The organism is Snodgrassella sp. W8124, assembly GCF_016100875.1.
Classification (GTDB): domain Bacteria; phylum Pseudomonadota; class Gammaproteobacteria; order Burkholderiales; family Neisseriaceae; genus Snodgrassella; species Snodgrassella alvi.
Window position 1 is genome coordinate 16,143 of sequence record NZ_JACFRP010000005.1, and the last position, 24,666, is coordinate 40,808.

General features: G+C 42.7%; 25 protein-coding genes. 10 read left to right on the plus strand and 15 right to left on the minus strand.

Annotation, left to right across the window (positions count from 1 at the left end):
• The first annotated feature begins 29 nt into the window (after window positions 1-29).
• The 3 genes from H3U73_RS10145 to H3U73_RS10155 all read left to right on the plus strand — a co-directional run bounded on the left by H3U73_RS10145 (window position 30) and on the right by H3U73_RS10155 (window position 4,056).
• Complete coding sequence (locus H3U73_RS10145) at window positions 30-1,226, plus strand: efflux RND transporter periplasmic adaptor subunit (RefSeq protein ID WP_198190498.1); 1,197 nt, start codon at window positions 30-32, stop codon at window positions 1,224-1,226.
• A 208-nt stretch (window positions 1,227-1,434) separates the two neighbouring features.
• On the plus strand, window positions 1,435-2,964 hold the full coding sequence (locus tag H3U73_RS10150; protein ID WP_025329940.1) for a DHA2 family efflux MFS transporter permease subunit: 1,530 nt from the start codon (window positions 1,435-1,437) through the stop codon (window positions 2,962-2,964).
• A 207-nt stretch (window positions 2,965-3,171) separates the two neighbouring features.
• Window positions 3,172-4,056, plus strand: a complete 885-nt coding sequence (locus H3U73_RS10155; RefSeq protein WP_100125460.1) for a lipid A biosynthesis lauroyl acyltransferase — start codon at window positions 3,172-3,174, stop codon at window positions 4,054-4,056.
• A gap of 60 nt (window positions 4,057-4,116) precedes the next feature.
• On the opposite strand, the gene H3U73_RS10160 is transcribed toward H3U73_RS10155, so the two are convergent.
• The 5 genes from H3U73_RS10160 to H3U73_RS10180 all read right to left on the minus strand — a co-directional run bounded on the left by H3U73_RS10160 (window position 4,117) and on the right by H3U73_RS10180 (window position 7,214).
• Entirely contained in the window at window positions 4,117-4,746 is a 630-nt protein-coding gene (locus tag H3U73_RS10160; RefSeq protein WP_100125450.1) for an NAD(P)-dependent oxidoreductase, read from the minus strand.
• Between the two features lie 27 nt (window positions 4,747-4,773).
• Entirely contained in the window at window positions 4,774-5,367 is a 594-nt protein-coding gene (locus tag H3U73_RS10165) for a uracil-DNA glycosylase family protein (RefSeq protein WP_198190499.1), read from the minus strand.
• 27 nt (window positions 5,368-5,394) lie between these two features.
• Entirely contained in the window at window positions 5,395-5,601 is a 207-nt protein-coding gene (locus H3U73_RS10170; RefSeq protein ID WP_025329944.1) for a hypothetical protein, read from the minus strand.
• A gap of 17 nt (window positions 5,602-5,618) precedes the next feature.
• Complete coding sequence (locus H3U73_RS10175; protein WP_078474468.1) at window positions 5,619-6,779, minus strand: MFS transporter; 1,161 nt, start codon at window positions 6,777-6,779, stop codon at window positions 5,619-5,621.
• Between the two features lie 111 nt (window positions 6,780-6,890).
• Complete coding sequence (locus H3U73_RS10180; RefSeq protein WP_198190500.1) at window positions 6,891-7,214, minus strand: YnfA family protein; 324 nt, start codon at window positions 7,212-7,214, stop codon at window positions 6,891-6,893.
• A 358-nt stretch (window positions 7,215-7,572) separates the two neighbouring features.
• On the opposite strand from H3U73_RS10180, the gene budA reads away from it, so the two are divergent.
• The gene (gene budA / locus H3U73_RS10185; protein WP_198190501.1) at window positions 7,573-8,274 is read left to right on the plus strand and encodes an acetolactate decarboxylase; all 702 of its coding nucleotides are present in this window, start codon (window positions 7,573-7,575) and stop codon (window positions 8,272-8,274) included.
• Between the two features lie 113 nt (window positions 8,275-8,387).
• Complete coding sequence (locus tag H3U73_RS10190) at window positions 8,388-8,825, plus strand: hypothetical protein (protein WP_084550330.1); 438 nt, start codon at window positions 8,388-8,390, stop codon at window positions 8,823-8,825.
• 65 nt (window positions 8,826-8,890) lie between these two features.
• Here the strand turns inward: H3U73_RS10190 and H3U73_RS10195 are convergent, their stop codons facing one another.
• From H3U73_RS10195 to dnaK, 4 genes are all read right to left on the minus strand, one after another.
• Window positions 8,891-11,170: a Tex family protein gene (locus tag H3U73_RS10195; RefSeq protein WP_084550327.1), complete on the minus strand. Its 2,280-nt coding sequence runs from the start codon at window positions 11,168-11,170 to the stop codon at window positions 8,891-8,893.
• A 178-nt stretch (window positions 11,171-11,348) separates the two neighbouring features.
• Entirely contained in the window at window positions 11,349-12,518 is a 1,170-nt protein-coding gene (locus H3U73_RS10200) for an alpha-hydroxy acid oxidase (RefSeq protein ID WP_025329950.1), read from the minus strand.
• 171 nt (window positions 12,519-12,689) lie between these two features.
• On the minus strand, window positions 12,690-12,857 hold the full coding sequence (locus tag H3U73_RS10205) for a hypothetical protein (RefSeq protein WP_167539456.1): 168 nt from the start codon (window positions 12,855-12,857) through the stop codon (window positions 12,690-12,692).
• Between the two features lie 281 nt (window positions 12,858-13,138).
• Entirely contained in the window at window positions 13,139-15,073 is a 1,935-nt protein-coding gene (gene dnaK, locus H3U73_RS10210) for a molecular chaperone DnaK (protein WP_025329951.1), read from the minus strand.
• A gap of 398 nt (window positions 15,074-15,471) precedes the next feature.
• Here dnaK and H3U73_RS10215 point away from each other — a divergent pair, with 398 nt between their 5' ends.
• The 3 genes from H3U73_RS10215 to H3U73_RS10225 all read left to right on the plus strand — a co-directional run bounded on the left by H3U73_RS10215 (window position 15,472) and on the right by H3U73_RS10225 (window position 18,429).
• A complete protein-coding gene (locus tag H3U73_RS10215; RefSeq protein WP_084550387.1) occupies window positions 15,472-16,926 on the plus strand; it encodes an anion permease in 1,455 nt (484 codons plus the stop codon).
• 320 nt (window positions 16,927-17,246) lie between these two features.
• Window positions 17,247-17,813: a TMEM165/GDT1 family protein gene (locus H3U73_RS10220; protein ID WP_144363180.1), complete on the plus strand. Its 567-nt coding sequence runs from the start codon at window positions 17,247-17,249 to the stop codon at window positions 17,811-17,813.
• 52 nt (window positions 17,814-17,865) lie between these two features.
• Entirely contained in the window at window positions 17,866-18,429 is a 564-nt protein-coding gene (locus tag H3U73_RS10225) for a DNA-3-methyladenine glycosylase I (protein ID WP_084550324.1), read from the plus strand.
• Window positions 18,430-18,453: 24 nt separating this feature from the next.
• On the opposite strand, the gene H3U73_RS10230 is transcribed toward H3U73_RS10225, so the two are convergent.
• Window positions 18,454-18,903, minus strand: a complete 450-nt coding sequence (locus H3U73_RS10230; RefSeq protein ID WP_198190502.1) for a CHAP domain-containing protein — start codon at window positions 18,901-18,903, stop codon at window positions 18,454-18,456.
• Window positions 18,904-19,383: 480 nt separating this feature from the next.
• Between H3U73_RS10230 and H3U73_RS10235 the strand changes: the two genes are divergently transcribed.
• Entirely contained in the window at window positions 19,384-20,028 is a 645-nt protein-coding gene (locus H3U73_RS10235; RefSeq protein WP_084547467.1) for a hypothetical protein, read from the plus strand.
• Window positions 20,029-20,065: 37 nt separating this feature from the next.
• Here H3U73_RS10235 and dtd read toward each other — a convergent pair whose 3' ends face one another.
• The 5 genes from dtd to minC all read right to left on the minus strand — a co-directional run bounded on the left by dtd (window position 20,066) and on the right by minC (window position 23,487).
• Complete coding sequence (gene dtd, locus H3U73_RS10240; protein WP_025329957.1) at window positions 20,066-20,500, minus strand: D-aminoacyl-tRNA deacylase; 435 nt, start codon at window positions 20,498-20,500, stop codon at window positions 20,066-20,068.
• Between the two features lie 181 nt (window positions 20,501-20,681).
• On the minus strand, window positions 20,682-21,608 hold the full coding sequence (locus tag H3U73_RS10245; RefSeq protein ID WP_084547468.1) for a hydrogen peroxide-inducible genes activator: 927 nt from the start codon (window positions 21,606-21,608) through the stop codon (window positions 20,682-20,684).
• The gene (gene minE, locus H3U73_RS10250) at window positions 21,608-21,874 is read right to left on the minus strand and encodes a cell division topological specificity factor MinE (RefSeq protein ID WP_025329959.1); all 267 of its coding nucleotides are present in this window, start codon (window positions 21,872-21,874) and stop codon (window positions 21,608-21,610) included. Before minE ends, H3U73_RS10245 begins: the two co-directional genes overlap by 1 nt.
• Before the next feature lie 3 nt (window positions 21,875-21,877).
• Window positions 21,878-22,693: a septum site-determining protein MinD gene (minD, locus tag H3U73_RS10255; protein WP_025329960.1), complete on the minus strand. Its 816-nt coding sequence runs from the start codon at window positions 22,691-22,693 to the stop codon at window positions 21,878-21,880.
• A 62-nt stretch (window positions 22,694-22,755) separates the two neighbouring features.
• Window positions 22,756-23,487: a septum site-determining protein MinC gene (minC, locus tag H3U73_RS10260; RefSeq protein ID WP_025329961.1), complete on the minus strand. Its 732-nt coding sequence runs from the start codon at window positions 23,485-23,487 to the stop codon at window positions 22,756-22,758.
• Between the two features lie 133 nt (window positions 23,488-23,620).
• Between minC and H3U73_RS10265 the strand changes: the two genes are divergently transcribed.
• Window positions 23,621-24,514: a Rossmann-like and DUF2520 domain-containing protein gene (locus tag H3U73_RS10265; protein WP_084550321.1), complete on the plus strand. Its 894-nt coding sequence runs from the start codon at window positions 23,621-23,623 to the stop codon at window positions 24,512-24,514.
• The last annotated feature ends 152 nt before the right edge of the window (window positions 24,515-24,666 follow it).

The following is a 24,666-nucleotide window of genomic DNA, read 5'->3' on the forward strand; positions in this document are numbered from 1 at the left end:
ATTTTTAAATTTTATTGAGCTATTTTCGTATGAGTGAACAAAAGCAAACTAACGAGGCGGTAACCACCTCACAACCGGCGGTTCAGCCGCAGTCAGAACGGGTACCGGCCGGTCGCAAACGTAAACTTGTGTTGCTGACCGTGATTTTTCTGCTGATTGCACTGGGTTGTCTGCTGATGTATCTGCTGGTTTGGCAGCATAAAGAATCTACCGATGATGCGTATGTAAATGGTCATCTGGTACAGATAACTCCGCAAATTACCGGTACGGTACAAAAGGTAAATGTGGATGATACGCAAACTGTGAAAGCCGGTCAGGTGCTGGTAGAGCTGGATAACAGTGATATGCAGCTGGCGTTTGAACGGGCACATGATGAGCTGATTAATGCAATTCGCCAGAATCAGCAGCAGACTGCTCAATCACGTCAGGCCAGTGCACAGGTTGCAGCGCAACAGGCACAGTTAAAACGTTTGCAAGCTGACTTACAGCGCCGCCAGAGTCTGGCCGGTACAGATGCCATCTCTGCTGAGGAGCTGAGTCATGCGCGTGATGCAGTACAGGAAGCACAGGCTAATCTGAAAGCTATGCAGGGACAGGAAAGCGCGGCCAAAGCTGTATTGGGTCACAATGTTCCGCTGCGTCAGCAGCCGGCAGTGATGACTGCTGTCAGTCATCTGAAGAGTGCATGGCTGGATTTGCAACGTACTCAGATTAAGGCTCCGGTTGACGGACAGGTTGCCAAGCGTAATGTACAGGTAGGGCAGAAGGTAGCCACCGGTGCTGCACTGATGGCGGTTGTACCATTGAATAATGTGTGGGTGGATGCAAACTTTAAGGAAAGTCAGCTGGCTAAAATCCGTATTGGTCAGCCGGTGGAAATCAGTGCTGATGTATATGGCAGTAAGGTGACTTATCACGGTAAGGTAGCCGGTCTGTCAGCAGGTACGGGAGCTGCATTCTCACTGTTGCCGGCACAAAATGCAACCGGTAACTGGATTAAGGTGGTACAGCGTGTGCCGGTGCGGATTGCTCTGGATCCGAAAGAGCTGGCTGCATATCCGCTGCGGGTAGGTTTGTCAATGGATGTTGAAGTGAGTACGCGCAACCAGAATGGTCAGGATTTAACTGCGGCTAATGCGATTCCCACTAATGGAAATATGGCTGCAATTGACTGGACTCCAATCAATAATATGATTGAGGAAATTTTTGCTCAATATGCACCCTGATTGAGTTAATACTGAACCATAATCCGACGGCTGCCAAAGCAGAAGGGCATATTCTGTCGCCAGCAGCCATTATTCATGGTAATGATTTTGCCTGATTTTTTTGTTATTCCGGAAGTATCGTCTTTGTGAATAGTATTGACTGTACTTGTAAGTACAGCTATCCGGATATGCTGCAGATAAAAAATATTTCTGCGATAAGGCTGCTTGAATGACGCATTCTCCTTTAAAAGGTCCGGCACTTGCTCTGGTTACGGTGGCTCTGTCACTGGCCGTTTTTATGCAGGTGCTGGATTCAACTATTGCCAATGTGGCATTACCGACTATTACCGGTAATCTGGGTGCAGCTAACAGTCAGGGTACATGGGTAATTACGGCGTTTGCTGTAGCAAATGCTATTTCTGTACCGCTAACTGGCTGGCTGGCACGCCGTTTTGGTGAAGTAAAAGTATTTGTCGTGGCTACACTGTCCTTTGTGCTGGCCTCGTTTTTATGTGGTATTGCCCCCAGTCTGGCATTGCTGGTGTTTTTCCGTGTATTGCAGGGGGCTGTGGCCGGTCCGATGATTCCGCTGTCACAAAGTCTGCTGATGGCAGCTTATCCGCCGGAAAAGCGCCCGATGGCGCTGGCTATGTGGTCAATGGTGATTATTGTGGCACCGATTTTCGGCCCGATTCTTGGCGGGATTATCAGTGACAACTGGCATTGGGGCTGGATTTTCTTTATTAATGTGCCAATCGGGTTGCTAGCCGCGGGTATTTCATGGCAGATGCTGAAAAAACGCGAAACTGAAACCGAAAACCAGCCAATCGACCGGATGGGGCTGTCCTTGATGGTTGTAGGTGTGGGTGCCTTACAGATGATGCTCGACCGTGGTCATGAGCTGGATTGGTTCTCATCCAATGAAATCATTATTTTAGCGGTTATTGCCACGGTATGTCTGAGCTATTTTGTTATCTGGGAATGGTATGCAAAATATCCGATTGTGGATTTACGCCTGTTTAAAGACCGTAATTTTACGGTAGGTGTGATTACGCTCAGTACCGCCTATATGACCTATATGGGCGCAATTGTATTATTGCCGATGCTGTTACAGATGCAGTTGGGCTATACCGCTACCTGGGCAGGGCTGGCAACGGCGCCTATCGGTATTTTCCCGGTATTGTTGTCACCATTGATTGGTAAGTTTGGTAACAGGCTGGATATGCGGGTGCTGGTAACCATCAGCTTTACTGTATATGCCATCTGTTTCTTCTGGCGTACCAATTTTAATGCCGGTATGAGTTTTATGGATGTATTCTGGCCGCAGTTTGTGCAGGGGATTGGTATGGCTATGTTCTTTATGCCGCTAACCCAGATTACTCTGTCTAATATGTCCGGTTCACAGATTGCCAGTGCTTCAAGTATTTCCAATTTTGTGCGTATTCTGGCTGGCGGTATTGGTACTTCAATGGTCAATGTGTTATGGGATAAACGTGAGGCTTTGCATCATACACAACTGGTAGAAAACATTCATCCTTATAACAGTACGATGAATGAATCAATTCAAGGGATGAATCAGCTCGGTTTAAGTGGTACTCAGCCGCTGGGCTCGATTGAGCAGACCATAGGGCAGCAGGCTCATATTATGGGTGCCAATGATCTGTTCTGGCTGTATGGGATGACATTTCTGATTCTGATTGTACTGGTGTGGTTTGCCAGACCGCCGTTTGGCAGTGGCGGTGGCGGCGGGGCACATTAGTTTGTCTGTAATCCGGTTCATACGGTCTGTGTCTTTGCAGGCCGTATTTATTTTTATCCGGAGTATTTTGCCTGTCACCATTTGCTATGGGGTTATTGCAATAAGTTATATACAACAGTGAATGTAAAGTGACCGCAGCTTGTGTACAATAGAGCGCAGTTAATGATAGAGCTGGCGATAATCAGTTAGGTAACAATAGTAATGATGATGAAATTGGCGTTTGCTTTTTTGTATGTGCTGCAATTACTGCCATTATGTATGATTCATGCGCTGGCACGCTGTGTAGGCTGGGTAAGTTATTATGCGGTAGCACCAAGACGACGTATTGGTCTGATTAATTTGCGTCACTGTTTTCCTGAATGGACAGAACAGCAGCGGCGCAAAATACTGCGTGAACATTTCTACCATATGGCCATGTTATTACTGGAATATGGTTTGTACTGGTATGGAGATGCAGGCCGGCTGAAAAAGCTGGTGCGTTATCAGGATAAACATTATCTTGATGAAGCTCTCGCCGCGGGTGAAAAGGTAATTTTACTTTATCCGCATTTTACTGCTTTTGAAGCAGCTGTCTATGCTCTTAATCAGGATGTACCTCTGATTAGTGTTTACTCACATCAGAAAAATAAACAGATGGATGAGCAGATACTTAAGGGACGTCATCGTTATCATAATGTTTTTCTGATTGGGCGTACGGAAGGGTTGCGTGCAATTATCAAGAAAATCAAAACCAGTACCGCTCCGTTTCTTTATCTGCCCGATCAGGATTTTGGCCGGCGTGAATCAATTTTTGTGAATTTTTTCGGTATTCCAACTGCTACAATCGCCGGTCTGAGCCGGATTGCTGCTCTGACTAAGGCAAAAGTGATTCCTGCTATTCCAACCCGCGAGACTGATGGTACAGTAACTCTGCGCTTTTATCCGCAGTGGGAACATTTCCCCAGTGAAGATGTGGTTGCCGATACTCAGCGCATGAACGATTTTATTGAAGCAAGAATACGTGAACAGCCGGCACAATATTACTGGCTGCATAAACGCTTTAAAACCCGTCCGGAGGGTGAAGCGTCGTTTTATCGAAAAATCCGCAAATAATAAATTGTCTGCCTGCTACAGCAGACAGACGGTCAGATTCATCTTATGGCAATTATTTATTCAGACGCCGGATAATGCGACAGATTGTCCGATATAAGCATCATTGTGCAGTGCTTTCAGCATAAAATGTGCCACATCTGCGCGGGCAATACGACCACTTCCTGCTGGTACACCCTGTGCTGCTTCAAGATAATGAGCCGAAAGCGCATCATTAGTTAAGCCAAGCGGGCGCACAATGGTTGCAGACAGACCGACTGCCTGAATGATTCCGATTGCCGCCCGATGGTCTGCCAGCGGATAACGTAAGAATTCCATTGCCGCCTGACCGCGCTCTCCTTCAAGTTCATTATCCACGCCGGCAGAGGCGCAATACACAATACGTTTAATGCCATGTTTCTGTAATTGTGTAACGATGTTGTCAAGCATGCGCTGCAAATCATCACCCGGTTTAACTCCCTGATTGGTATTCAGAGCAGAAGCGACAGCATCATACTGGCTGTTACCGGTAAATAGTGCCGCTACATCAGCAGCGTTAAATGCATCACAGTGGCGAATATGTAATTTAGGATGCTGTAAATCAAATTTTTCCGGCAAACGAAGCGCAGCAGTTACTTCATCTCCGCTGTCTAATGCCTGCTCAACCAATGTCCTGCCAACGCCGCCACTGGCACCAAAAATCAGAATATGCATAAAAATTCCCCCACTGAATAGTTAAAATTAATTCAATAACCCAATGTTAGCAAAATAATCACGATAAATTGCTGCCTTGCTTTCCAGTGCAAGCGGATAAGCACGCGATGAAGAAGGCAGTCTGGATAAAGTTAAATGCCGGCCGTCCAGTATAGTGTGACTAGGATGGCCGATAGTCGGTACTGGTGTATCTGCTGGTAATAGTTGTAATAATGTGCTGGTAGCTTTGTCTCCGGTAGTCATAATATGCTGACAGTGCGGAATCTGAGTCAGTACTGCTGATAAGTTTACCGGTGTAACAACTTCGAGGAATTTATCGGCTGCATTATTTTGTAAACGTCTGATCTGATAGGCAGCGTCATTAATGGCTATACCGCGTTCTGATAAAAAAGTACGGATGAGTTTCTCGTTGAATGCTTTATTGTTATCAGTAAAAAAGTAATGTTTGTCCTGAAAAAATACCAGCCCGAAAATACGCCACATATCATTTTGCAGATTCGGGTAATAAAAATTCATTTTCCATCGTCCGGCAGGCGGAGGGAATGACCCGAGCATCATCAGCCGCGCATTTGCGGGTAAAAAAGGTTTCAACGGGTGTGTTTCAACAATAATTTCAGCCATAAGTATCTATAATATAACCCATACTTACTAGCATCGGCCGAACAGACAGGCTACCATATGAGCCTGTTCATCTGTATAACCTGCTTCTCCCAGCCGTGCAGCCATTACCCATTCACTGGAAAAGCCTTGCTGACTACTGTATTCCTGCCATAAACGCAGTTGTTCGGTTTTATTACCATTTTTTTTGGCAAGTTGCAGACGTTGCCTGATTTCCGGTGGTATAGATTCATCCATTATTATTTCCTTATAGTTCAGATATCCTGTCCCTGATTTTCATAACGACGGTGAAACCACAACAGGCAGGCACAACCAATTAATGTCAGTGGCACCCCGAGTAATGCCGGATATTGATACCCCCAGTGATGGCTGATGGCCAGCCCGCCATTATAAGAACCAATGGCATTACCCAGATTAAATGCCATCTGTACACTGGCGGCTCCAAGCAAGGCACCGCCCGGAGAGTGACGCAGTAATAACAATTGCTGTGGTGCGGATACAGCAAACAGACAGAATGTACATACACACATTAGTATGGCTGATAACCAGCTATTCGATGCAAACAGGAAAATCAGTAATAGTGCTGCGGCTGCCAGTCCCTGTAAGCCGGCTGCGACCTGACCCGGTGTATAACGGTCGGCCAGACGGCCACCGCACCAGTTACCGGCGACCATACCGGCGCCGGCCAGTACCATCAGTAAGCTGACCTGATTACCACTGAAACCGGATACCTGTGTGAGTAAGGGGCTAATATAGCTGAACCAGCAGAAAATCCCGCCGTTACCAAACATGGTGGCAGCCAGTATCAGCCATGGTGCAGCAGATTTCAGAAAACGGAATTGTCCCAGAATACCAGTATCAGGTAAACGATCCATTTGAGGGATAAAACGCCGTAAGGTGAATACCAGTATGATGGCCACTACAGCCACCAGAGTAAATACCAGACGCCAGCTTAAATGCAAACTCAGCCATGTACCTACTGGTACACCAATCAGATTGGCTACTGTCATGCCGGCAATCATCAGTGCTACAGCCTGCGCAGAGCGTCCCGGCGGTGCAAGTTTGGTAGCAACAATGGAACCGATACCGAAGTATGCGCCATGCGGCAGACCGGAAATAAAACGTGCTACCAGTAAGGTCATATAGCCCGGAGATAATGCAGCCAGTATATTACCAATGGCAATCAATGCCGATAATGACAATAAAATGGTTTTGGGCGGCAGACGGTAACTTAACACCAGCAGCCATGCACCGCAGCAGACACCGATTGCATAAGCAGCAATAAAATGTCCGGCCTGAGCGATACTGATATTCAGTGAAACCGCCACATCCGGCAGAATACCCATCATGCTGAATTCTGCCATACCCAGTGCAAATGTGCCTAACGATAATGAAAGTAAACTCTTCAGTAGCATAATAATCTACAGCTATAGTTTGTTCAGCAATAAACGATAAGTTTAGACTCAGCCTGCCGGCTTGTCACTTTTCGCACTGGTAAATACCATAATCATATAAACAAATTTTGTTTAGCCACGCGGAGCAAGCAAAATGATTGCTGCACCAAGCAGGCATACCAGTGCACCACTGATATCCCATCTATCCGGTACAGATCCTTCTACCAGCCAAGACCACAGCAACGAACAGCAGATATAAATACCGCCGTAAACGGCATATGCCCGTTCGGCAATATTGCTTTCCACCAGCGTCAGCAACCATGCAAATAACAACAGTGGCAGTGTGCCGGGTAGTAGCCAGAGTACTGATTTTCCCATGCGTTGCCAGACCCAGAAAGAAAAACAGCCGCTGATTTCAGCAACAGCAGCCAGAAAATAATAAACAAAAGATTTCATGGTGAGTTTTCGAATCAGTTTGATTGATTGTGACCACCTGCCTTGCAGATGCAGAAATAAAGAGAACCGCTTATACCATAGTAGTCTTACCTGCACCGGACAATCTGATTTCAGCAGGATATCTGCCAAAGGTGAGTGCTGTTACCAGTGTAACTGCAACACAAAACCTGATTCAAACCTTGCAGTTCTGAATTTAAATACATTATCAAAATAATTAATTGATTCTGCTGATGTCCGGTTATTTATTGGTATTAAATTGACCAGCAATAACCATATAAACATTGTTTATTCAATAAATTTTTATTTTAGAGTATATTAATATGTAAATAAAATTTATTATCTATTCTCGGAGCAGAAAATGAAAAAAGCAATTGTCCAGTTTTCAACCATTAATGCATTGATGGCAGGGTTGTTTGATGGAGTATTTAGTGTGGGAGAAGCAAAAAAATATGGTGATTTTGGTTTAGGCTGTTCTCATGCGCTGGCCGGTGAGGTAATTGTTGACCATGATTTTCTGGAGGCCGACGGTGATAAGGCGGTTAAGGTGATGGGCGATAATGAGCTGTTGCCGTTCGTACAGGTTACAACATTTCAGCCTGATAAAGTCGTGGATATAACTGATGTCTGTAAAAGCAATCTGTATGCGCATCTGGCGCACTATCTGCCTCTGGATAATGTATTTGTGGCAGTAAAAATCAGCGGACAGTTTGATGAGCTAAAGATTCGTCGCCCGTTTGCTCAGCATAAACCTTATCCGTCTGTTGTTAAAGTTTTTGAACAGCAAGTAGTAGATACGGTAGAGAAGGTCACTGGCACATTAATCGGTTTCTGGACGCCAGAGTTTTTCAAAGAATTATCTGTAGCCGGTTTTCATCTGCATTTTATTGATACTATACGTAAACTTGGTGGTCATGTTATTGATTTTTCTTCAAGTAATGCTGAGCTGGCGTATGAGTGCAAGCAATCGGTTCAAATTGCTTTACCTGAAAGTGAAGAATATTTACGCAAGAATCTGAAAATGGATGATTTAAATAAAGTTATTAAGCAAGTAGAAAATTAATCAGCGCGTGTTACACTATTATTGATTATCTGGAGTAAATTAAGGGGAGAGGACAAAAGTTTTCCGGTATTACCGGATAAATCCTGTCTGTATCTGCTCTGAAAGTGTCAGCCATGAAAAAAATAATTGCGCTATTCTGTTTGTGCTTACTGGCAGCCTGTAACCGGCAGCCGGATGAATCTGGTGCAGCTTCTGCAGAAGCCGTCAGTAAACCTCGGCATATGCCTCTGGCCATTGATCCGGTATTGACTACGTCTGTAGATCAGCAATTGCTGGCATTACAGAAGAAACTGCCACAGCAACACAAACAGAATCTGTTTACAGCAGCTGTACGGCACAATCAGACTATTTATTATTCGTATACCATGCTGGACAGTAAGCAAAATCAGGCTAATTTCAATCCGGCATCAGTGAAAAAGGATTTAGAGCAGGCGTGCCGTCAGCCTCTGACACGGCGTATGTTGCTGGGGGGATTTAATTTTGTGTATGTTTATACTTTTCAGGATCATTCACAGGTAAGTGTGCCGTTGTCTGGCAAAGATTGTCGCTAGGATACTATATGCAGCCTGTTTAATGAAAAAAGGGGCAGAGATGCCCCTTTATAGCGGTCTTTTGTCTATTGCTGTTTTAACCGGGCAAATGCTGCCGCCATTGCATTATCTGTGCCGGATACATTTTGTGTTTTACCATTTTGCCGGCGTGGTCGTTCGTGTTGGCGGGATGCAGGCTGAGTATCGTCGTTCAGACGCATGGACAGAGCAATACGTTTACGCGCTATATCAACATCGATAACCTTCACTTTAACCACATCGCCGGTTTTAACAATATCACGCGGGTCAGCAATATAGCGGTCAGCTAAGGCAGAAACATGTACCAGTCCGTCCTGATGCACGCCAATATCGACAAAAGCGCCAAATGCGGCCACATTACTGACTACGCCTTCGAGAACCATGCCGGGTTTAAGGTCGCTGATGTCTTCGATACCATCAGCAAATGTTGCGGTCTGGAATTCACCGCGCGGGTCACGACCGGGCTTTTCCAATTCAGCCAGAATGTCGTTAATCGTAGGTAAACCGACATTAGCATCGATGTAATCTGCGGGTTTAAGTGTTTTGAGCACACTGCGGTTGCCAATCAGCTGGTCAGCCCGCAGCTGAGCCGTTTTGAGCATTCTGGCAACGATAGGATAGCTTTCCGGATGGACTGCACTGGCATCCAGAGGTTCATCACCGCCCTGAATACGCAGAAAGCCGGCTGCCTGTTCAAAAGTTTTACTGCCCAGACGCGGTACTTTAAGCAGAGTTTTGCGATTGGCAAAAGCCCCATTCTGGTCACGATAACTGACAATATTCTGTGCCAGTGTACTATTAAGACCGGAAATACGCGCCAAAAGGGCGACTGATGCGGTATTCACATCCACTCCGACAGCGTTTACACAATCTTCCACAACTGCATCCAGACTTTTGGCCAGCTGGCTCTGGTTAACATCATGCTGATATTGACCAACACCAATTGATTTAGGGTCGATTTTCACCAGTTCTGCCAGCGGGTCTTGCAGGCGGCGGGCGATAGAAACAGCACCGCGCAGACTGACATCCAGCTCAGGAAATTCTTTGGCTGCTAAAGCAGAAGCGGAGTAAACAGAGGCACCGGCTTCAGAAACAACGATTTTTTGCAAATGATAATCAGGCAGGGCACGAATCAGTTCACCGGCCAGCTTGTCGGTTTCACGACTGGCCGTACCGTTACCAATGGCAATCAGCCGGACTTTATATTGTTTTACCAGATGAGTCAGTGCAGTCAGAGCACCTTTCCAGTCGTTACGCGGCTGGTGCGGATAGATAGTAGCTGTTTCCAGTAGCTTACCGGTATCATCAACTACCGCTACTTTTACTCCGGTACGGATACCGGGATCCAGCCCGATAGTGGTAAGACGGCCGGCCGGAGCTGCAAGCAGCAAATCTTTCAGATTTTGGGCAAATACACTGATGGCAGCCTGATCGGCATTTTCTTTAAGCCGGTTGAGGGTTTCAAGTTCTAATGAAAGAAAAATTTTAGCACGCCAGCTTAAGCGCACTGTGTCACGTAACCAGCGGTCAGCAGCACGTCCGATATCTGCGATACCAAACTGTTGTGCAATCAGTTGCTCATAAATACTCTGTTCGCCGGCAGGTGTATCATCAGGCTGGTATTTCAGATTGAGCGACAATATTCCTTCATTACGGCCGCGCAGTATGGCCATAGCACGATGGCTGGGCATACTGTGAATCGGTTCACGGTGATTAAAGTAATCTTTGAATTTCTCACCGGCACTTTCCTGACCTTCGATAACTGTGGCATGGATTTCGCCTTCACGCCACAATTTCTCGCGCAAACGTCCTATCAGAGCGGCTTCTTCGGCAAATTGTTCCATCAGAATTGCGCGCGCTCCGTCCAGAGCGGCTTTACTGTCAGCGACATTGTCGTTTAAATAATTTTGTGCGGCAGTTTCCGGATCCAGATCTGGCTGAGTAAGCAGTGATTCAGCTAATGGTGCCAGCCCGTACTCGCGTGCAATTTGTGCTTTGGTACGACGTTTGGGTTTATAAGGAAGATAGATATCTTCGAGTGCAGTTTTATTATCAGCGTCTTCTATGCTCTGGCGCAGCTCATCAGTCAGTTTGCCCTGTTCTTCGATGCTGGATAATACAGTTTGTTTGCGTTCCTGTAATTCACGCAGATATTGTAATCGTTCAGCCAGCGTCCGCAACTGAGTATCATCCAGTCCGCCTGTGGCTTCTTTACGGTAGCGTGCCACAAACGGTACCGTAGCCCCATCATCCAGCAGGTCAATCGCTGCCTGAATTCGTGCGGAAGCAACATTCAGCTCCGAAGCAATTTTCTCAGTGATGTTCATAACAGTCTAATAAGCAATAAAAAGGCAAGCATAGCCGGCTGAAGTGGCTTTGTCACCTGTTCATGTCAGTTAAAAAGCCAGTTAGTTATACCAAATGCTGAATAAGATGAGCGGTATCGATAAAAAAGCTATTTGTCTGAGACAAATAGCTTTTAAATATCCTTAGAATCAGGCAGATTTAACCGGCTACCGGATAGGTGCCCGGTATCAGAATATCTTTATTAACGGTTTTGATATCAGTGTGACCGGTAAAGGCCATGCTGATATCCATTTCGTTATAAATAATTTCCAGCGCACGTGTTACACCATCCTCACCATATGCACCCAGACCATACAGGAATGCGCGGCCAATTAGCGTACCCTTGGCTCCCATAGCAATAGCTTTGAGAACATCCTGTCCGCTGCGGATACCACTATCCAGCCAGACTTCAATATTATTGCCTACAGCAGAAATAATATTGGGTAATGCATGGATGGTCGAAGGAGCGCCGTCCAGCTGGCGACCACCATGATTAGACACTATAATTGCATCTGCGCCGGATTTCACAGCCATTTCTGCATCTTCGGCATCAAGAATGCCTTTAATAATCAATTTTCCGCCCCATAGATTCTTGATTTCTTCAATGTCTTTCCAGCTGAGGCGCGGATCAAACTGTTCAGATGTCCATGAAGACAATGATGTCATGTCGGCAACACCTTTGGTATGACCGACAATATTACGGAAAGTGCGACGCTGTGTATTCAGCATAGCCAGACACCATTCCGGCTTAGTAGCCAGATTCATCCAGTTGCGCAGTGTGGGTTTAGGCGGCGTAGACAGCCCGTTTTTAATATCTTTATGTCTTTGTCCCAGAACCTGTAAATCAGCAGTAACCACCAATGCTGAGCATTTGGCTTCCTGAGCACGGCGAATCAGATCGCGCATGAATTCGCGGTCACGCATAACATATAATTGAAACCAGAACGGAGCGCTGGTATTTTCTGCCACGTCTTCAATAGAACATATAGACATAGTAGACAGCGTAAACGGCACACCGAATTTTTCGGCCGCACGTGCAGCCAGAATTTCTCCGTCGGCATGCTGCATACCGGTTAATCCGGTAGGCGCCAGTGCCACCGGCATTTTTACTGTCTGACCAGCCATTGTTGTTTCCAGTGTACGGCCGGTCATATCCGTCAATACACGCTGGCGTAATTTAATTTCCTGAAAATCATTACTATTGGCATGATAGGTAGATTCAGTCCACGAACCAGTATCAGCATAATCATAAAACATCTTAGGTACTTTGCGTTTGGCAACTTTACGCAAATCTTCGATACAGGTTATTTTGCTTAATTTGTTTTGCATGTGGATACCTATTTTTCAAATTTTCTTTGAAGAAAACAGTCTTAGCTAAAGAAGATAATGTTATACATCAATTTTATTCGGTTGTAATCACCATCATTGATTTCCAACCGATTCTTAAATAGTTATTCATCTGCCAGAATCAGAATGAAGCTGACAGACAGGAATCAGAATTCAGACAACGCGCGATAGTTTATATATCATCACCATAATCAGAATCAGCAGGCAGCTAATGCCAACCAGCATAGTCCATGGTCCCCAGCGTTGTGAGCGTCCGCAAAATCCGGCAGTTAGTATGGCACAACAAACACCAAGTAAAATCAGTAAAATATAAAAATCCATCTTTTGCTCCAGTTGTATTTCTTTATTGTAAATAATCGCTACGATTATTGTAACGGTCAGTTTGCAAATATGTCTGTTTTTTTACAGGACATTAAATATTCACAATTTCTGCTTATTGATATTTTCATCTGTCTGAATGATTATAAACTGGCAATAATAATAAAATCAGAAATTTTGCTGCAGAAATGACAGATATAAATGGTATTTTTTAGTCTGCAGAGCAATGGCCAGATAAAATAAAACCCCGCTTGGAAGCGGGGTTAAATAGTATCAGGAAAAAATTAGTCTTTTTTCTCTTTATCTTTTACTTCTTCAAATTCAGCGTCTACAACGTCATCGCTGCCTTTGCTTTGTGACTGTTCAGTCTGGGCACCAGCTTGCTGACCTTCGGCCTGTGCCTGAGCATACATCATTTCGCCCAGTTTCTGGCTGGCTGTACCTAAAGCCTCGGCTTTAGCATCAATGGCAGCTTTATCTTCGCCTTTAACAGCTTCTTCAGCTTCCTTGATGGCTGCTTCAATTTTTTCTTTTTCAGCAGCATCAAGTTTGTCGCCATATTCAGTCAAAGATTTCTGTACTGAATGAATCAAAGCTTCAGCCTGATTGCGACTGCTTACCAGTTCGGATAGTTTGCGATCTTCCTCAGCATTAGCTTCTGCATCTTTTACCATGCGTTCGATTTCTTCTTCGCTCAAACCGGAAGAAGCCTGAATGGTGATATTAGCTTCTTTGCCGGTACCTTTGTCTTTTGCAGATACATGCAAAATACCGTTGGCGTCGATATCAAAAGTTACTTCTACCTGAGGCACACCACGGGGTGCAGGAGGAATATCACCCAGATTAAACTGTCCCAGACTCTTATTAGCAGAAGCACGTTCACGTTCACCCTGTAATACATGGATGGTTACCGCACTTTGATTATCTTCAGCTGTAGAGAATGTCTGAGTTGCTTTAGTCGGAATGGTAGTGTTTTTGTTGATGAGTTTAGTCATCACACCGCCCATGGTTTCAATACCCAGAGACAAAGGTGTTACATCAAGTAACAGCACGTCGTTACGGTCACCGGCCAGTACGGCACCCTGAATAGCAGCACCTACAGCAACAGCTTCATCAGGATTAACATCACGGCGCGGTTCTTTACCGAAGAAATCTTTAACAGCTTCCTGTACTTTTGGCATACGGCTTTGACCGCCTACCAAAATAACATCATTAATATCATTTACGCTCAGACCGGCATCTTTAATTGCAGTGCGGCAAGGTTCGATAGAGCGGGTAATCAGATCTTCTACCAGACTTTCAAATTTGGCACGGGTAATTTTCATCGCCAGATGTTTCGGGCCGGAAGCATCCATAGTGATGTAAGGCAGATTGATTTCTGTCTGCTGTCCACTGGAAAGTTCGATTTTCGCTTTTTCAGCAGCTTCTTTCAGACGTTGCAGAGCCATTACATCATTTTTCAGATCGATACCCTGATCTTTTTTGAATTCATCAATGATGTAGTTAATCAAACGCTGGTCGAAGTCTTCACCGCCCAGGAATGTATCACCATTGGTGGCCAGTACTTCAAACTGTTTGTCGCCATCAACTTCAGCGATTTCAATAATAGAAATATCAAATGTACCACCGCCAAGGTCGTATACGGCAATCTTACGGTCGCCTTTTTCGCCTTTATCCATACCGAAAGCCAGAGCCGCGGCAGTTGGTTCATTGATAATACGTTTTACATCCAGACCAGCAATACGACCGGCGTCTTTAGTAGCCTGACGCTGACTGTCATTAAAATAAGCCGGCACAGTAATAACAGCTTCAGTTACTTTTTCACCCAGATAATCTTCAGCTGCTTTTTTCATTTTACGCAATACTTCGGCAGATACTTGCGGAGGTGATAATTTTTCACCATGTGCTTCTACCCATGCGTCGTTATTATTTGCTTTAACAATCTGAAAAGGCATAGATTTAATATCACGCTGTACTTCAGCATCATCAAATTTGCGGCCGATCAGACGTTTTACAGCATAAATAGTATTTTTCGGATTGGTAACAGCCTGACGTTTGGCTGGAGCGCCTACCAGAATTTCGTTATCGTCCAGATAAGCAACAATTGAAGGCGTAGTACGTGCACCTTCTGCATTTTCAATTACTTTAGTCTGGCCACCTTCGGAAATGGCAACACAGGAGTTGGTGGTACCTAAGTCAATACCGATTACTTTTGCCATAATTAATAATCTCCTAATTATTTAATTTCGTACTTTGCGCCGCTATATTACGGCTGCAAACAGGGTGGTTAATTACCACCGCCATACTATTGCTAATGAATCGTAAATGGGTATGCCCGGCACGATTTCAAGCATAGTTTTGCAAAATTTATCTATTTAATCGCATCCGGAAAATCTGCTTTAACATCAATAGCGTTTACTTACACAGCTGTATGTTATATTCATTCAGGCTTAAACAGTATAATCATCTGACTTTCGTTAATACCGTCTGATACTTTTTTGCTTTATATCAGACGGTATTTTGCTATAAAAGTATACAATCACATTCAGGTTAGTGATTTCTGTCTGGCTGTAGTCTGTATCTTTATGATTTAGGAGTATGTTGTATGCCTGTAAAAATTGGGTTTAAACCCATTCCCGCGGCTATTGCGCTGATAATCGCTCTGATTATCTGGTTCATACCGGTTCCAGAGGGGGTTTCACCTCAGGCATGGCATTTACTGGCCATGTTTGTCGGAGTTATTGCTGCCATTATCGGCAAAGCAATGCCAATTGGTGCACTATCTATTATTGCCATTATGCTGGTTGCCTTAACCGGAGTAACTAATAATGATCCCAGTAAGGCTATGGGTGATGCCTTAAGCAGTTTTGGTAATCCGCTGATCTGGCTAATTGGTGTGGCAATTATGATTTCGCGCGGTTTATTAAAAACCGGTCTTGGTGCACGTGTGGGCTATCTGTTCATTAGGTTATGGGGTAAACGTACGCTAGGTGTTGCCTATAGTCTGGCCGTAGTGGAATTAATACTGGCTCCGGTTACACCGAGTAATACTGCTCGTGGCGGTGGCATTATTCACCCAATCATGAAGTCTATTGCATCCAGCTATGATTCTGATCCTGAAAAGGGCACAGAAAAACGTATGGGTAAATTTCTGGCTCTGGTAAATTATCATGCCAATCCCATCAGCTCAATCATGTTTATTACTGCTACCGCTCCTAACCCGTTAATTGTGAGGCTAATTGCCGATGTAACCAATAAAAATATTAATCTGACATGGGGTACATGGGCTTTGGCAATGTTAATACCGGGTCTGATAGCGATGTTCCTGATGCCGCTGATTATTTACTGGTTGTATCCGCCTGAAATCAAGCAAACACCCAATGCCGTTGCTTTTGCTAAAGAGCGTCTGAAAGAGCAGGGGCCGATGACACGTGATGAAAAAATCATGCTGGGTATTTTTGCAGTATTGCTGATTTTATGGGCAGGTTTGCCGGCCATGCTGTTTGGTGATGCATACATTATAGACGCGACCACTACTGCATTCATTGGTTTGTCATTGTTATTGTTAACCGGTGTATTAAGCTGGGATGATATTCTGAAAGAAAAAAGTGCATGGGATACCATTACCTGGTTTGCTGCATTAGTCATGATGGCTACTTTCCTGAATAAACTCGGATTGATTAAATGGTTCTCTGGTGTGCTGGAAAGCAGCATAGGCGGACTGGGTATGGGCTGGATGGGTGCCTGTGCCTTATTATTACTGGCTTATATGTATGCACACTATATGTTTGCAAGTACTACTGCTCACATTACAGCCATGTTTGCTGCCTTCTATTCTGCCGGTCTGGCGCTTGGCGCACCTCCGATGCTGTTTGCACTGATGATGGCTGCAGCTTCCAGCATCATGATGACATTAACGCATTATGCTACTGGTACTTCACCTGTGATATTCGGTTCAGGCTATGTTACTTTAGGCGAATGGTGGAAAGTCGGTTTCATCATGAGTGTAGTCGAACTGATTATATTTGTGTTTATCGGTGGTGTTTGGTGGAAAGTTCTGGGTTTTTATTAATCTGATTAATCTATTATTGCAGGCTGCCATAAAGCATGGCAGCCTGTTTTGTTGTCTGAAATCAAATTCAATGAATTTTTAAAGAATTTCACTTGTTGCGTTTGTATAGAATGGGTTATGATGCCCTGCCTTAAGGGAGTAGTTGCACAGGTGGTTTCTTCAAGCCTGTGGTTACGGTCAACATATTTACAGTTTTTACTGCATGGTCGTAACGTCCTTGCCTGTTGGCGGACTAACGAGACTTGAGACACATAAAACCATTACGGCGGGGGTTTTATTGTGTCTTTTGTCTTTTGCCCGCCAACGGTATTCTGAAAATGATTCATACTTTTCTTTCTTCTGTCATTCCAGTTGCGCTTGCTGAAATTGGTGACAAAACTCAATTACTGACTTTATTTCTAGCAACCCGATTTTCGCGCAAATATTCCATCATTGCCGGTATGCTTTGTGCCACCTTACTTAATCATATTGTTTCTGCATGGTTTGGCGTAGAAGTAGCACGTTTTTTTACACCGCAGTTAATGGGTTGGGTTGTAGGCTTCAGTTTTCTGATAGTGGGTTTATGGCTGTTAAAGCCGGATAAAGATGATGGCGTAGATACTCGTTTTATGCGTTACGGTCCGTTCGTGGCCACCGCAGTATTATTTTTTCTGGCAGAAGTGGGTGATAAAACCCAAATTGCTACTATTTTGCTGGCAGCTCAATACCGTGATTTGTTTTCAGTAGTTCTGGGTAGTACAGTAGGTTTGTTATTAGCTAATGTTCCGGTAATATTTTTCGGAAACTGGCTGATGCAGCGTTTACCCTTAAACCGTATCCGTATAGGAGCCTGCATTCTGTTCTGTCTTTTAGGTATTATCACCCTGATTCAGACATGGTTATATTAAAAATTATCAGATAACTATGCAAAATTTATAACATTAAGCGGATTCAAATATTATGCAAAAACAGTTGAAACAACGGTGTGAATGGGTCAACTCCGACCCATTGTATGAACACTATCATGATTTTGAATGGGGAAAAATACAGAGAGACGGGCAAAAACTGTTTGAAAAGATTTGTCTGGAAGGCCAGCAGGCGGGCTTATCATGGATTACCGTATTAAAAAAACGCGATGAATACCGGCGTTGTTTCTATGATTTTAATCCGCATCAAATTATTACAATTACCGATATTGAACCACTATTACAGAATTCCAGACTTATTCGCCATCCGGCCAAACTCAAAGCAATTATTAATAATGCCCATGCATATCTATCTATGCAGCAACATGGGGAAGATTTTGCCAGTTTTATTTGGTCATTTGTTAATGATCAACCGATTATAAATCACTATAAACATTTATCAGAGGTGCCAACACAGACAGAAATTAGTCGCGCTATGTCCAAAGCTTTAAAAAAGCGTGGTTTTAGCTTTGTAGGTCCGACTACATGCTATGCGTTTATGCAATCAATGGGATTAGTAAATGATCATTTAACAAACTGTTTTTGTGCCCAGCATTAAAATAACTATTATTTCTGTGATTCATCATGTAATTTGCTTTTCATGTTTACGTAAATAACCTAAAACACGAAAAGAATCTATTTTCCATAATCCATCTTTATAAATTAACGGAAAAGTGGCATGACTACTGGCAGTAGGACCAGGATTTTGCTGAACGATCTCAATATCATTGTCAGTAACTTTACTGATAATGGCTACGTGGTCATATTTAGACCAGCCTAAGACAATAATATCGTCAACTTGAGGTTTTGTGGGAGAGCCGTTATGGAACTGAAGTAAATTACGTTTAGGATTAAGATTTCCATCTGGTATCGAATCATCAAAAAATTGTTTGGCATGCCCGTAACTGTCAGGCATTTTATGATTAAAGCGTTCATAATAGTAGCGCTTAATAAATTCGACACATTGATACTTTAATCCTAAATTATAGCCATCTGGTGCTATATTTCTTTCACTTACATGGCTGTTTTCCATTGTAGTAAACCTTAACACCATTGAATTCATCGACAACCGTACCTATTTTGCTTTCATCGACAAAGAGATCTTCATATACATAATAAAAACTGAATCCTAATAATATTAATACAATTATTATTGGGAAGAAAACTTTTTTAGATTTAAGTAACATTTTGTTTTCCTATTATTTAGTATAATATCATTATGTTAATTAATAATTAAAAGTAAATTTAAGAAGGATGAAGTAATTTTATGATTTTTATTTATGTGGTTAAGTACAATCTTTGAAATTATCAGAAACATCTGGAGAATAAATTAAATAATGTAAATTTTGTATATATATTACAATAATATAAAAAATATCCGTACACCAGATAATTTGTCTTACAATTATATTATGTAAAGATTTCAGTCACTGATTAATTATCCAAATCAGTAAATTGTGCTATAAAACTATATTGTATATGTATTTAATTGTGGACGTAACGAGTAATTGTTATGCAAAACAAGTTCAGATTTAGCTTTTATTTCATTATCTGTTTATTGTTTTTCAGTGATATGGATGTGGTTTGGGCTGAAGATACAACAGCAGCTGTATCCACAGCCAGTGAGCCTAAATCTGTGGTCTGGTATGCTTGTCCGCTGGCAAATAATCATGTCAGCTATACCACCAAACCTTTAGATGTTCAGTGTCAGATTGCAAAGTATCCACCTGCAGATGATGATAATCTAAAAAAATATTCTCTGGAAAATCAAAATGCTCCGGGTTTGGAGCAGTTGCAGCGTCTTTGGTACAGTGCTGAATTTGGACGAGACAGTGACTTAATGAAGACACCGGCTTCACCCAAAATAGGTATTTCACTGCGACAACAGCCCCCGAAACCTGAAACTGTGACTATGATTAGAAACAAAAATAATATGGTTACAGTACCGGCTAAAATAATCACTATACCCAAACTGACACCAAAACAACTGGTTCAACGTGATATTGCCAGTGAACAGAATGCATTGACAATAGCCCAGCAAAAGTTACGTCAGGCACAAAAGCAGGGAGCAACAGCACAAATTCAGCGCTGGCAACAAAATATAACAGACCGGCAAGCCAATATCCGCGTATTAAAGCAGGAACTCAGCCGATACTAAAAATTAATTTGTTTGCTATTGAATAAAATATAAGTACTCAAACTTGCAGCCAGAATGTTACCGGTCCGTCATTAATCAGAGAAACCTGCATATTTGCGGCAAAGATACCGGTTTTAGTCACAATTTGTTTCTGGCATAATTCAACAAAATAATTATACAAATCATTGGCTTTTTCTGGTGCTGCACCTTTTGTAAAACTAGGGCGCATCCCTTTTTTAGTGTCGGCAGCAAGCGTAAATTGCGAAACAACCAGTAACTGACCATTAGCCTGCTTAACGTTCAAATTCATTTTATTATCCTGATCACTGAAAATCCGATAACCAAGTACTTTGTCACAGAGACGTTCAGCTTTTTGTAAATCATCTCCTTCTTCCACACCTAATAACACCAGTAATCCCTGATCTATTTGTCCGACTATTTCAGAGTTTACACAGACGCTGGCTTCTTTCACACGCTGTATTAATGCAATCATAGAAAATCCTGTTTCGAATCTGTTTGAATTTAAATTCATTTATAGATTACAGATTATTTAATCAATTTCATATGATTAAATAATCTGTAATCATATATAACTTAAATCATTAAATCAGAAAATTTTGTGCATCAAAAAACGCCTGCTATAGAGTACAGGCGTTTTTTGATTGCTCTAAAACTTAATCAGCATCATGAATAAATTTTACCCCAGTTAACTGCGAAGCCAGAATAGCAGACTTAATCATGCGCAAGGCTTTAGGACGAACAAAATTTCGTCTGGAGGCCAGAACCACGCGCCGTTCCGGTGTCGGACTAGTAAAAGGAATAATACTGAACAACAGATGATCATTCTCTGTTAAAGCTGTAGCTGGCATGACACTAATACCCAGACCACTGGCCACCATATGTCTGATCGTATTGATAGAACTTCCCTGAATACTATTAGACAGTCCCTGAATTTTCTGACGCGAAGCCAATTCTTGGCAGCTAGCCAGTACATTATCACGCATACAGTTGCCTTCGGTGAGCAGTAATACCCGTTCTTCACCTAGTTGCTTTGGTGTAACCTCGTCCAATTGCTCGAAAGCATGGCCTTTTGGAACAATAACAAAAAAAGGCTCATCATAAAGCGGAATAGTTTCCAGCCCGGTTTCAACAAATGGTTCTGCTACTACAATAGCATCCAGATCACCACGCTTAAGTGATTCTTTTAATACATCTGTATAGTTTTCATCCAGCTGTAATGGCATTTCAGGAGCCATCTCTCGCAAAGATAAAATCAACTTTGGCAGCAGATACGGTGCAATGGTAAAAATCAGACCAAGTTTAAATATTCCTTCCAGCTCACTCTGTTCCTGATTCGCCATCAGCTTAATACGATCAGCTTCTTCAAGAACACGGCGAGCCTGTACCACAATTCGCTGGCCAGCATCAGTTGTCATTACCTCATTACTGCTGCGATCAAATAATGCCAGCCCAAGCTCCTCTTCCAGTTTCTTAATTGCAATGGATAAAGTAGGCTGACTTACAAAACATCGCTGGGCAGCACGTCCAAAATGTTTTTCCTGAGCTACAGCCACAATATAGCGCAATTCAGTCAGCGTCATTAACTGGCCTTTTTCTTTCCTGTTTCAGGTAAAGTAATATTCAATGCCAATACATCCATACCGTTTTTCTTTTCCTGAGAAATATGAATATCATTTAAAGAAACATGAACATATTTTGATAACACTTCCAGTAACTCTTTTTGTAGTGTAGGTAAATAGTCCGGTGTATGAGTAGCTCGCTCCTGCGCAATAATAATTTGTAAACGATCGCGAGCCGTTTTTGCGGATTGTTGCTTCTTACCAAAAAGAAAATCTATTATAGACATGTCTTATCCTCCAAACAGTCGCTTGAGAAAACCTTTTTTCTCAGTATCCAGAAAACGGATTGGACGATCCTCACCCAGCAAACGAGCGACAACATCTTTATAAGCTTCAGCAACAACTGAATTTTCCTGCAAAATAACCGGCGTACCAGAATTAGATGCCTGTAATACATTTTGTGATTCAGGAATAACACCAATTAATGGAATACGCAAAATATCCTGAATATCCTGTACAGACAGCATTTCACCTTTTTCTACACGCTCAGGTGAATAACGGGTAATCAGTAAATGCTCTTTTACCGGTATCCCATTAGTTTCGGCACGGCGAGATTTGCTGGATAAAATACCCAGAATACGGTCAGAGTCACGTACACTGGAAATTTCCGGGTTAGTAGTGACGATGGCTTCATCGGCAAAATATAAGGCCATTAATGCACCTTGTTCAATACCAGCTGGTGAATCGCAGACTACATATTCAAAGCCCATCTTCTCAGTCAGATCTTTTAAAACCTTTTCTACACCGTCGCGGGTAAGCGCATCTTTATCCCGGGTCTGAGAGGCAGGTAATACATAAAGATTTTCACAGTGTTTATCTTTAATTAATGCCTGATTCAGAGTAGCTTCATCCTGAATAACATTAATCAGATCATAAACCACACGGCGTTCGCAACCCATAATCAAATCCAGATTACGTAAGCCCACATCAAAATCAATTACCGCAGTTTTATGGCCTGCTAAAGCCAGACCTGTTGAAATACTGGCACTGGTTGTGGTCTTACCAACACCACCTTTACCTGACGTCACCACAATAATCTTTGCCACAATCAAAATCCTTTTTGTTATATAAATGAATCTGTCAATACATTCAAAAATCAGTCATAAAATTAATGTGCCTGAATCGCACTAAGCACCAGCCGGTCATTCTGCAGGAAAATCTGTACAGGGTGACGATACAGATGTGCTGGTAATTGTTGATCAAAAATGCGATAAATTCCTGCTACCGATACCAGTTCGGCCTGCATAGACTGTGCAAAAATGCGAGTATCCTTATTTCCGGCAGCACCAGCCAAAGCCCGGCCGCGTAAAGGGCCATAGATATGAATATTGCCATCCGCAATAATTTCCGCCCCTTCACTTACCAGTCCCAGAACAATTAAATCAGATTTTTCTGCATAAACCTGCTGACCGGTACGAATAGTGCGATCTATTACCAGAGTTGGTAAGGCAGAAACAGATGAAGTAAATTTTTCTTTTTCAGTAATTTGTGGTATTTGCGCCTCAGTTACAGCTTTGACGCGTGCACTGGCCTGTTCCTCTGGAAGAATGCTGAAAGCAATATTATGCTGTTTAGCCAGATTGGACCATGATAAATCGGTATGGCGGATAGCAATAATGCGCAAATTATATCGTGCAAACAGCGCAATCAGCTTCGCTAAATTCACATTTGCCTGATTGGAAAGATTTTGCAGATCCAGAGTAAAAGGCATATTGCGTAAATTACCAAAACGTTCTGCCCGTTGCTTTAGTTCCTGGTTAATCAAAGTCAGATCATCTGTCAGTAATTGTACTGACAGCGTGTCCAGACGCGCAGATTTCACATTAAAAGCAGCATTCATTAACGTGTTTGCCCAAGTAAATTATGGTTAGAATATAGAGTAAGTATTGAAGTGTACCGTTTTGGTTAAAAGGCTTCAATTGCAACACGAAGCCTCAGGTAAAATAATCGTCTTTTAGTTAGAAAAGTTAATAATGACAACTAGCTCCATTTGCCTGAAAAAAGCACACAGACCAAGCGTAAACATTGTTGGTGCAGGTAAGGTTGCCTCAACATTAGCCATAATCTGGCATCAAAGTAAACTGATTAATATTCAGGCAGTCTGGAATCGTAATTTTTCAGCTGCAGAGTATCTTAAAAATCACATACCGCACATCCAAGTACACAAACAGCTAGAAACATTACCACCAGCGGATATTATAGTCATAGGTGTTAGCGATCAGTTCATTGAAGAAATTAACAGGAAAATACATCAAATTGAGTGGCTAAAGGCTGACACATTGATACTTCATTTCAGTGGTGCATTAAATAGCAATATATTAATACCAAACAATCAACAAAAATTATTAGTAGGTTCATTACATCCGGTATTTGCCTTTGCTTCGATAGAAACGGCCATCAATACTTTACCGGGGCATCTATGTGCAATAGAAGGCGATGCAGAAGCATTACCTTTATTATATAAATTGGCACAGGCAGCAAACTTATCCTGCTTTAATATTGATTCTGCTCAGAAAAGCCGTTATCACGCCGCTCTCTCCATCAGTGCAAATTTTTTAGTAACATTAAATGCTTTCGCAAGAAATATATTGGCTTCACTGTCTTTGTCGCAAGAATTAGCAGAAGCTCTGGTAAATCAACTAATGCAGCAAAATCTCAATCAATTACAGATGATGTCTCCAGACAAAGCCTTAACCGGCCCCATTAAACGTGGTGACAGCAATACCATTGCCCGCCACTGGCAATCATTAAAACAATCAGAACAAACACTATATAAAGCATTGGCAGAGCAAACCTTACACTTAACCACATTGAGTGCAGAAAAACAGCAACAGATTTTGCAAATAATCAATTCGCAAGAAAATTAGAAAGTACATACACAGCTAAAGAATACAAATTTGATGTAATCAAAAATAATGGATCAAAAATAAACTCAGGAAAAACAGCTGAATGAGAAGAAAGTCAAAAATAAATGCAGGCAGGAGTTGACAGGGGATTTGTGGAGGCGTATAGTTCGCCT

What these genes read in the sequence shown, in the direction of transcription:
- H3U73_RS10175 (WP_078474468.1), bottom strand. Translation starts at nt 6,779, where the DNA reads ATGCTACTGAAGAGTTTACTTTCATTATCGTTAGGCACATTTGCACTG.
- dnaK (WP_025329951.1), bottom strand. Translation starts at nt 15,073, where the DNA reads ATGGCAAAAGTAATCGGTATTGACTTAGGTACCACCAACTCCTGTGTT.
- budA (WP_198190501.1), top strand. Translation starts at nt 7,573, where the DNA reads ATGAAAAAAGCAATTGTCCAGTTTTCAACCATTAATGCATTGATGGCA.
- H3U73_RS10230 (WP_198190502.1), bottom strand. Translation starts at nt 18,903, where the DNA reads ATGGAAAACAGCCATGTAAGTGAAAGAAATATAGCACCAGATGGCTAT.
- H3U73_RS10145 (WP_198190498.1), top strand. Translation starts at nt 30, where the DNA reads ATGAGTGAACAAAAGCAAACTAACGAGGCGGTAACCACCTCACAACCG.
- minC (WP_025329961.1), bottom strand. Translation starts at nt 23,487, where the DNA reads ATGAATGCTGCTTTTAATGTGAAATCTGCGCGTCTGGACACGCTGTCA.
- H3U73_RS10160 (WP_100125450.1), bottom strand. Translation starts at nt 4,746, where the DNA reads ATGCATATTCTGATTTTTGGTGCCAGTGGCGGCGTTGGCAGGACATTG.
- H3U73_RS10265 (WP_084550321.1), top strand. Translation starts at nt 23,621, where the DNA reads ATGACAACTAGCTCCATTTGCCTGAAAAAAGCACACAGACCAAGCGTA.
- H3U73_RS10205 (WP_167539456.1), bottom strand. Translation starts at nt 12,857, where the DNA reads ATGGATTTTTATATTTTACTGATTTTACTTGGTGTTTGTTGTGCCATA.
- H3U73_RS10235 (WP_084547467.1), top strand. Translation starts at nt 19,384, where the DNA reads ATGCAAAACAAGTTCAGATTTAGCTTTTATTTCATTATCTGTTTATTG.
- H3U73_RS10190 (WP_084550330.1), top strand. Translation starts at nt 8,388, where the DNA reads ATGAAAAAAATAATTGCGCTATTCTGTTTGTGCTTACTGGCAGCCTGT.
- H3U73_RS10195 (WP_084550327.1), bottom strand. Translation starts at nt 11,170, where the DNA reads ATGAACATCACTGAGAAAATTGCTTCGGAGCTGAATGTTGCTTCCGCA.
- H3U73_RS10245 (WP_084547468.1), bottom strand. Translation starts at nt 21,608, where the DNA reads ATGACGCTGACTGAATTGCGCTATATTGTGGCTGTAGCTCAGGAAAAA.
- H3U73_RS10170 (WP_025329944.1), bottom strand. Translation starts at nt 5,601, where the DNA reads ATGGATGAATCTATACCACCGGAAATCAGGCAACGTCTGCAACTTGCC.
- minE (WP_025329959.1), bottom strand. Translation starts at nt 21,874, where the DNA reads ATGTCTATAATAGATTTTCTTTTTGGTAAGAAGCAACAATCCGCAAAA.
- H3U73_RS10225 (WP_084550324.1), top strand. Translation starts at nt 17,866, where the DNA reads ATGCAAAAACAGTTGAAACAACGGTGTGAATGGGTCAACTCCGACCCA.
- dtd (WP_025329957.1), bottom strand. Translation starts at nt 20,500, where the DNA reads ATGATTGCATTAATACAGCGTGTGAAAGAAGCCAGCGTCTGTGTAAAC.
- H3U73_RS10200 (WP_025329950.1), bottom strand. Translation starts at nt 12,518, where the DNA reads ATGCAAAACAAATTAAGCAAAATAACCTGTATCGAAGATTTGCGTAAA.
- H3U73_RS10180 (WP_198190500.1), bottom strand. Translation starts at nt 7,214, where the DNA reads ATGAAATCTTTTGTTTATTATTTTCTGGCTGCTGTTGCTGAAATCAGC.
- H3U73_RS10150 (WP_025329940.1), top strand. Translation starts at nt 1,435, where the DNA reads ATGACGCATTCTCCTTTAAAAGGTCCGGCACTTGCTCTGGTTACGGTG.
- H3U73_RS10155 (WP_100125460.1), top strand. Translation starts at nt 3,172, where the DNA reads ATGAAATTGGCGTTTGCTTTTTTGTATGTGCTGCAATTACTGCCATTA.
- H3U73_RS10165 (WP_198190499.1), bottom strand. Translation starts at nt 5,367, where the DNA reads ATGGCTGAAATTATTGTTGAAACACACCCGTTGAAACCTTTTTTACCC.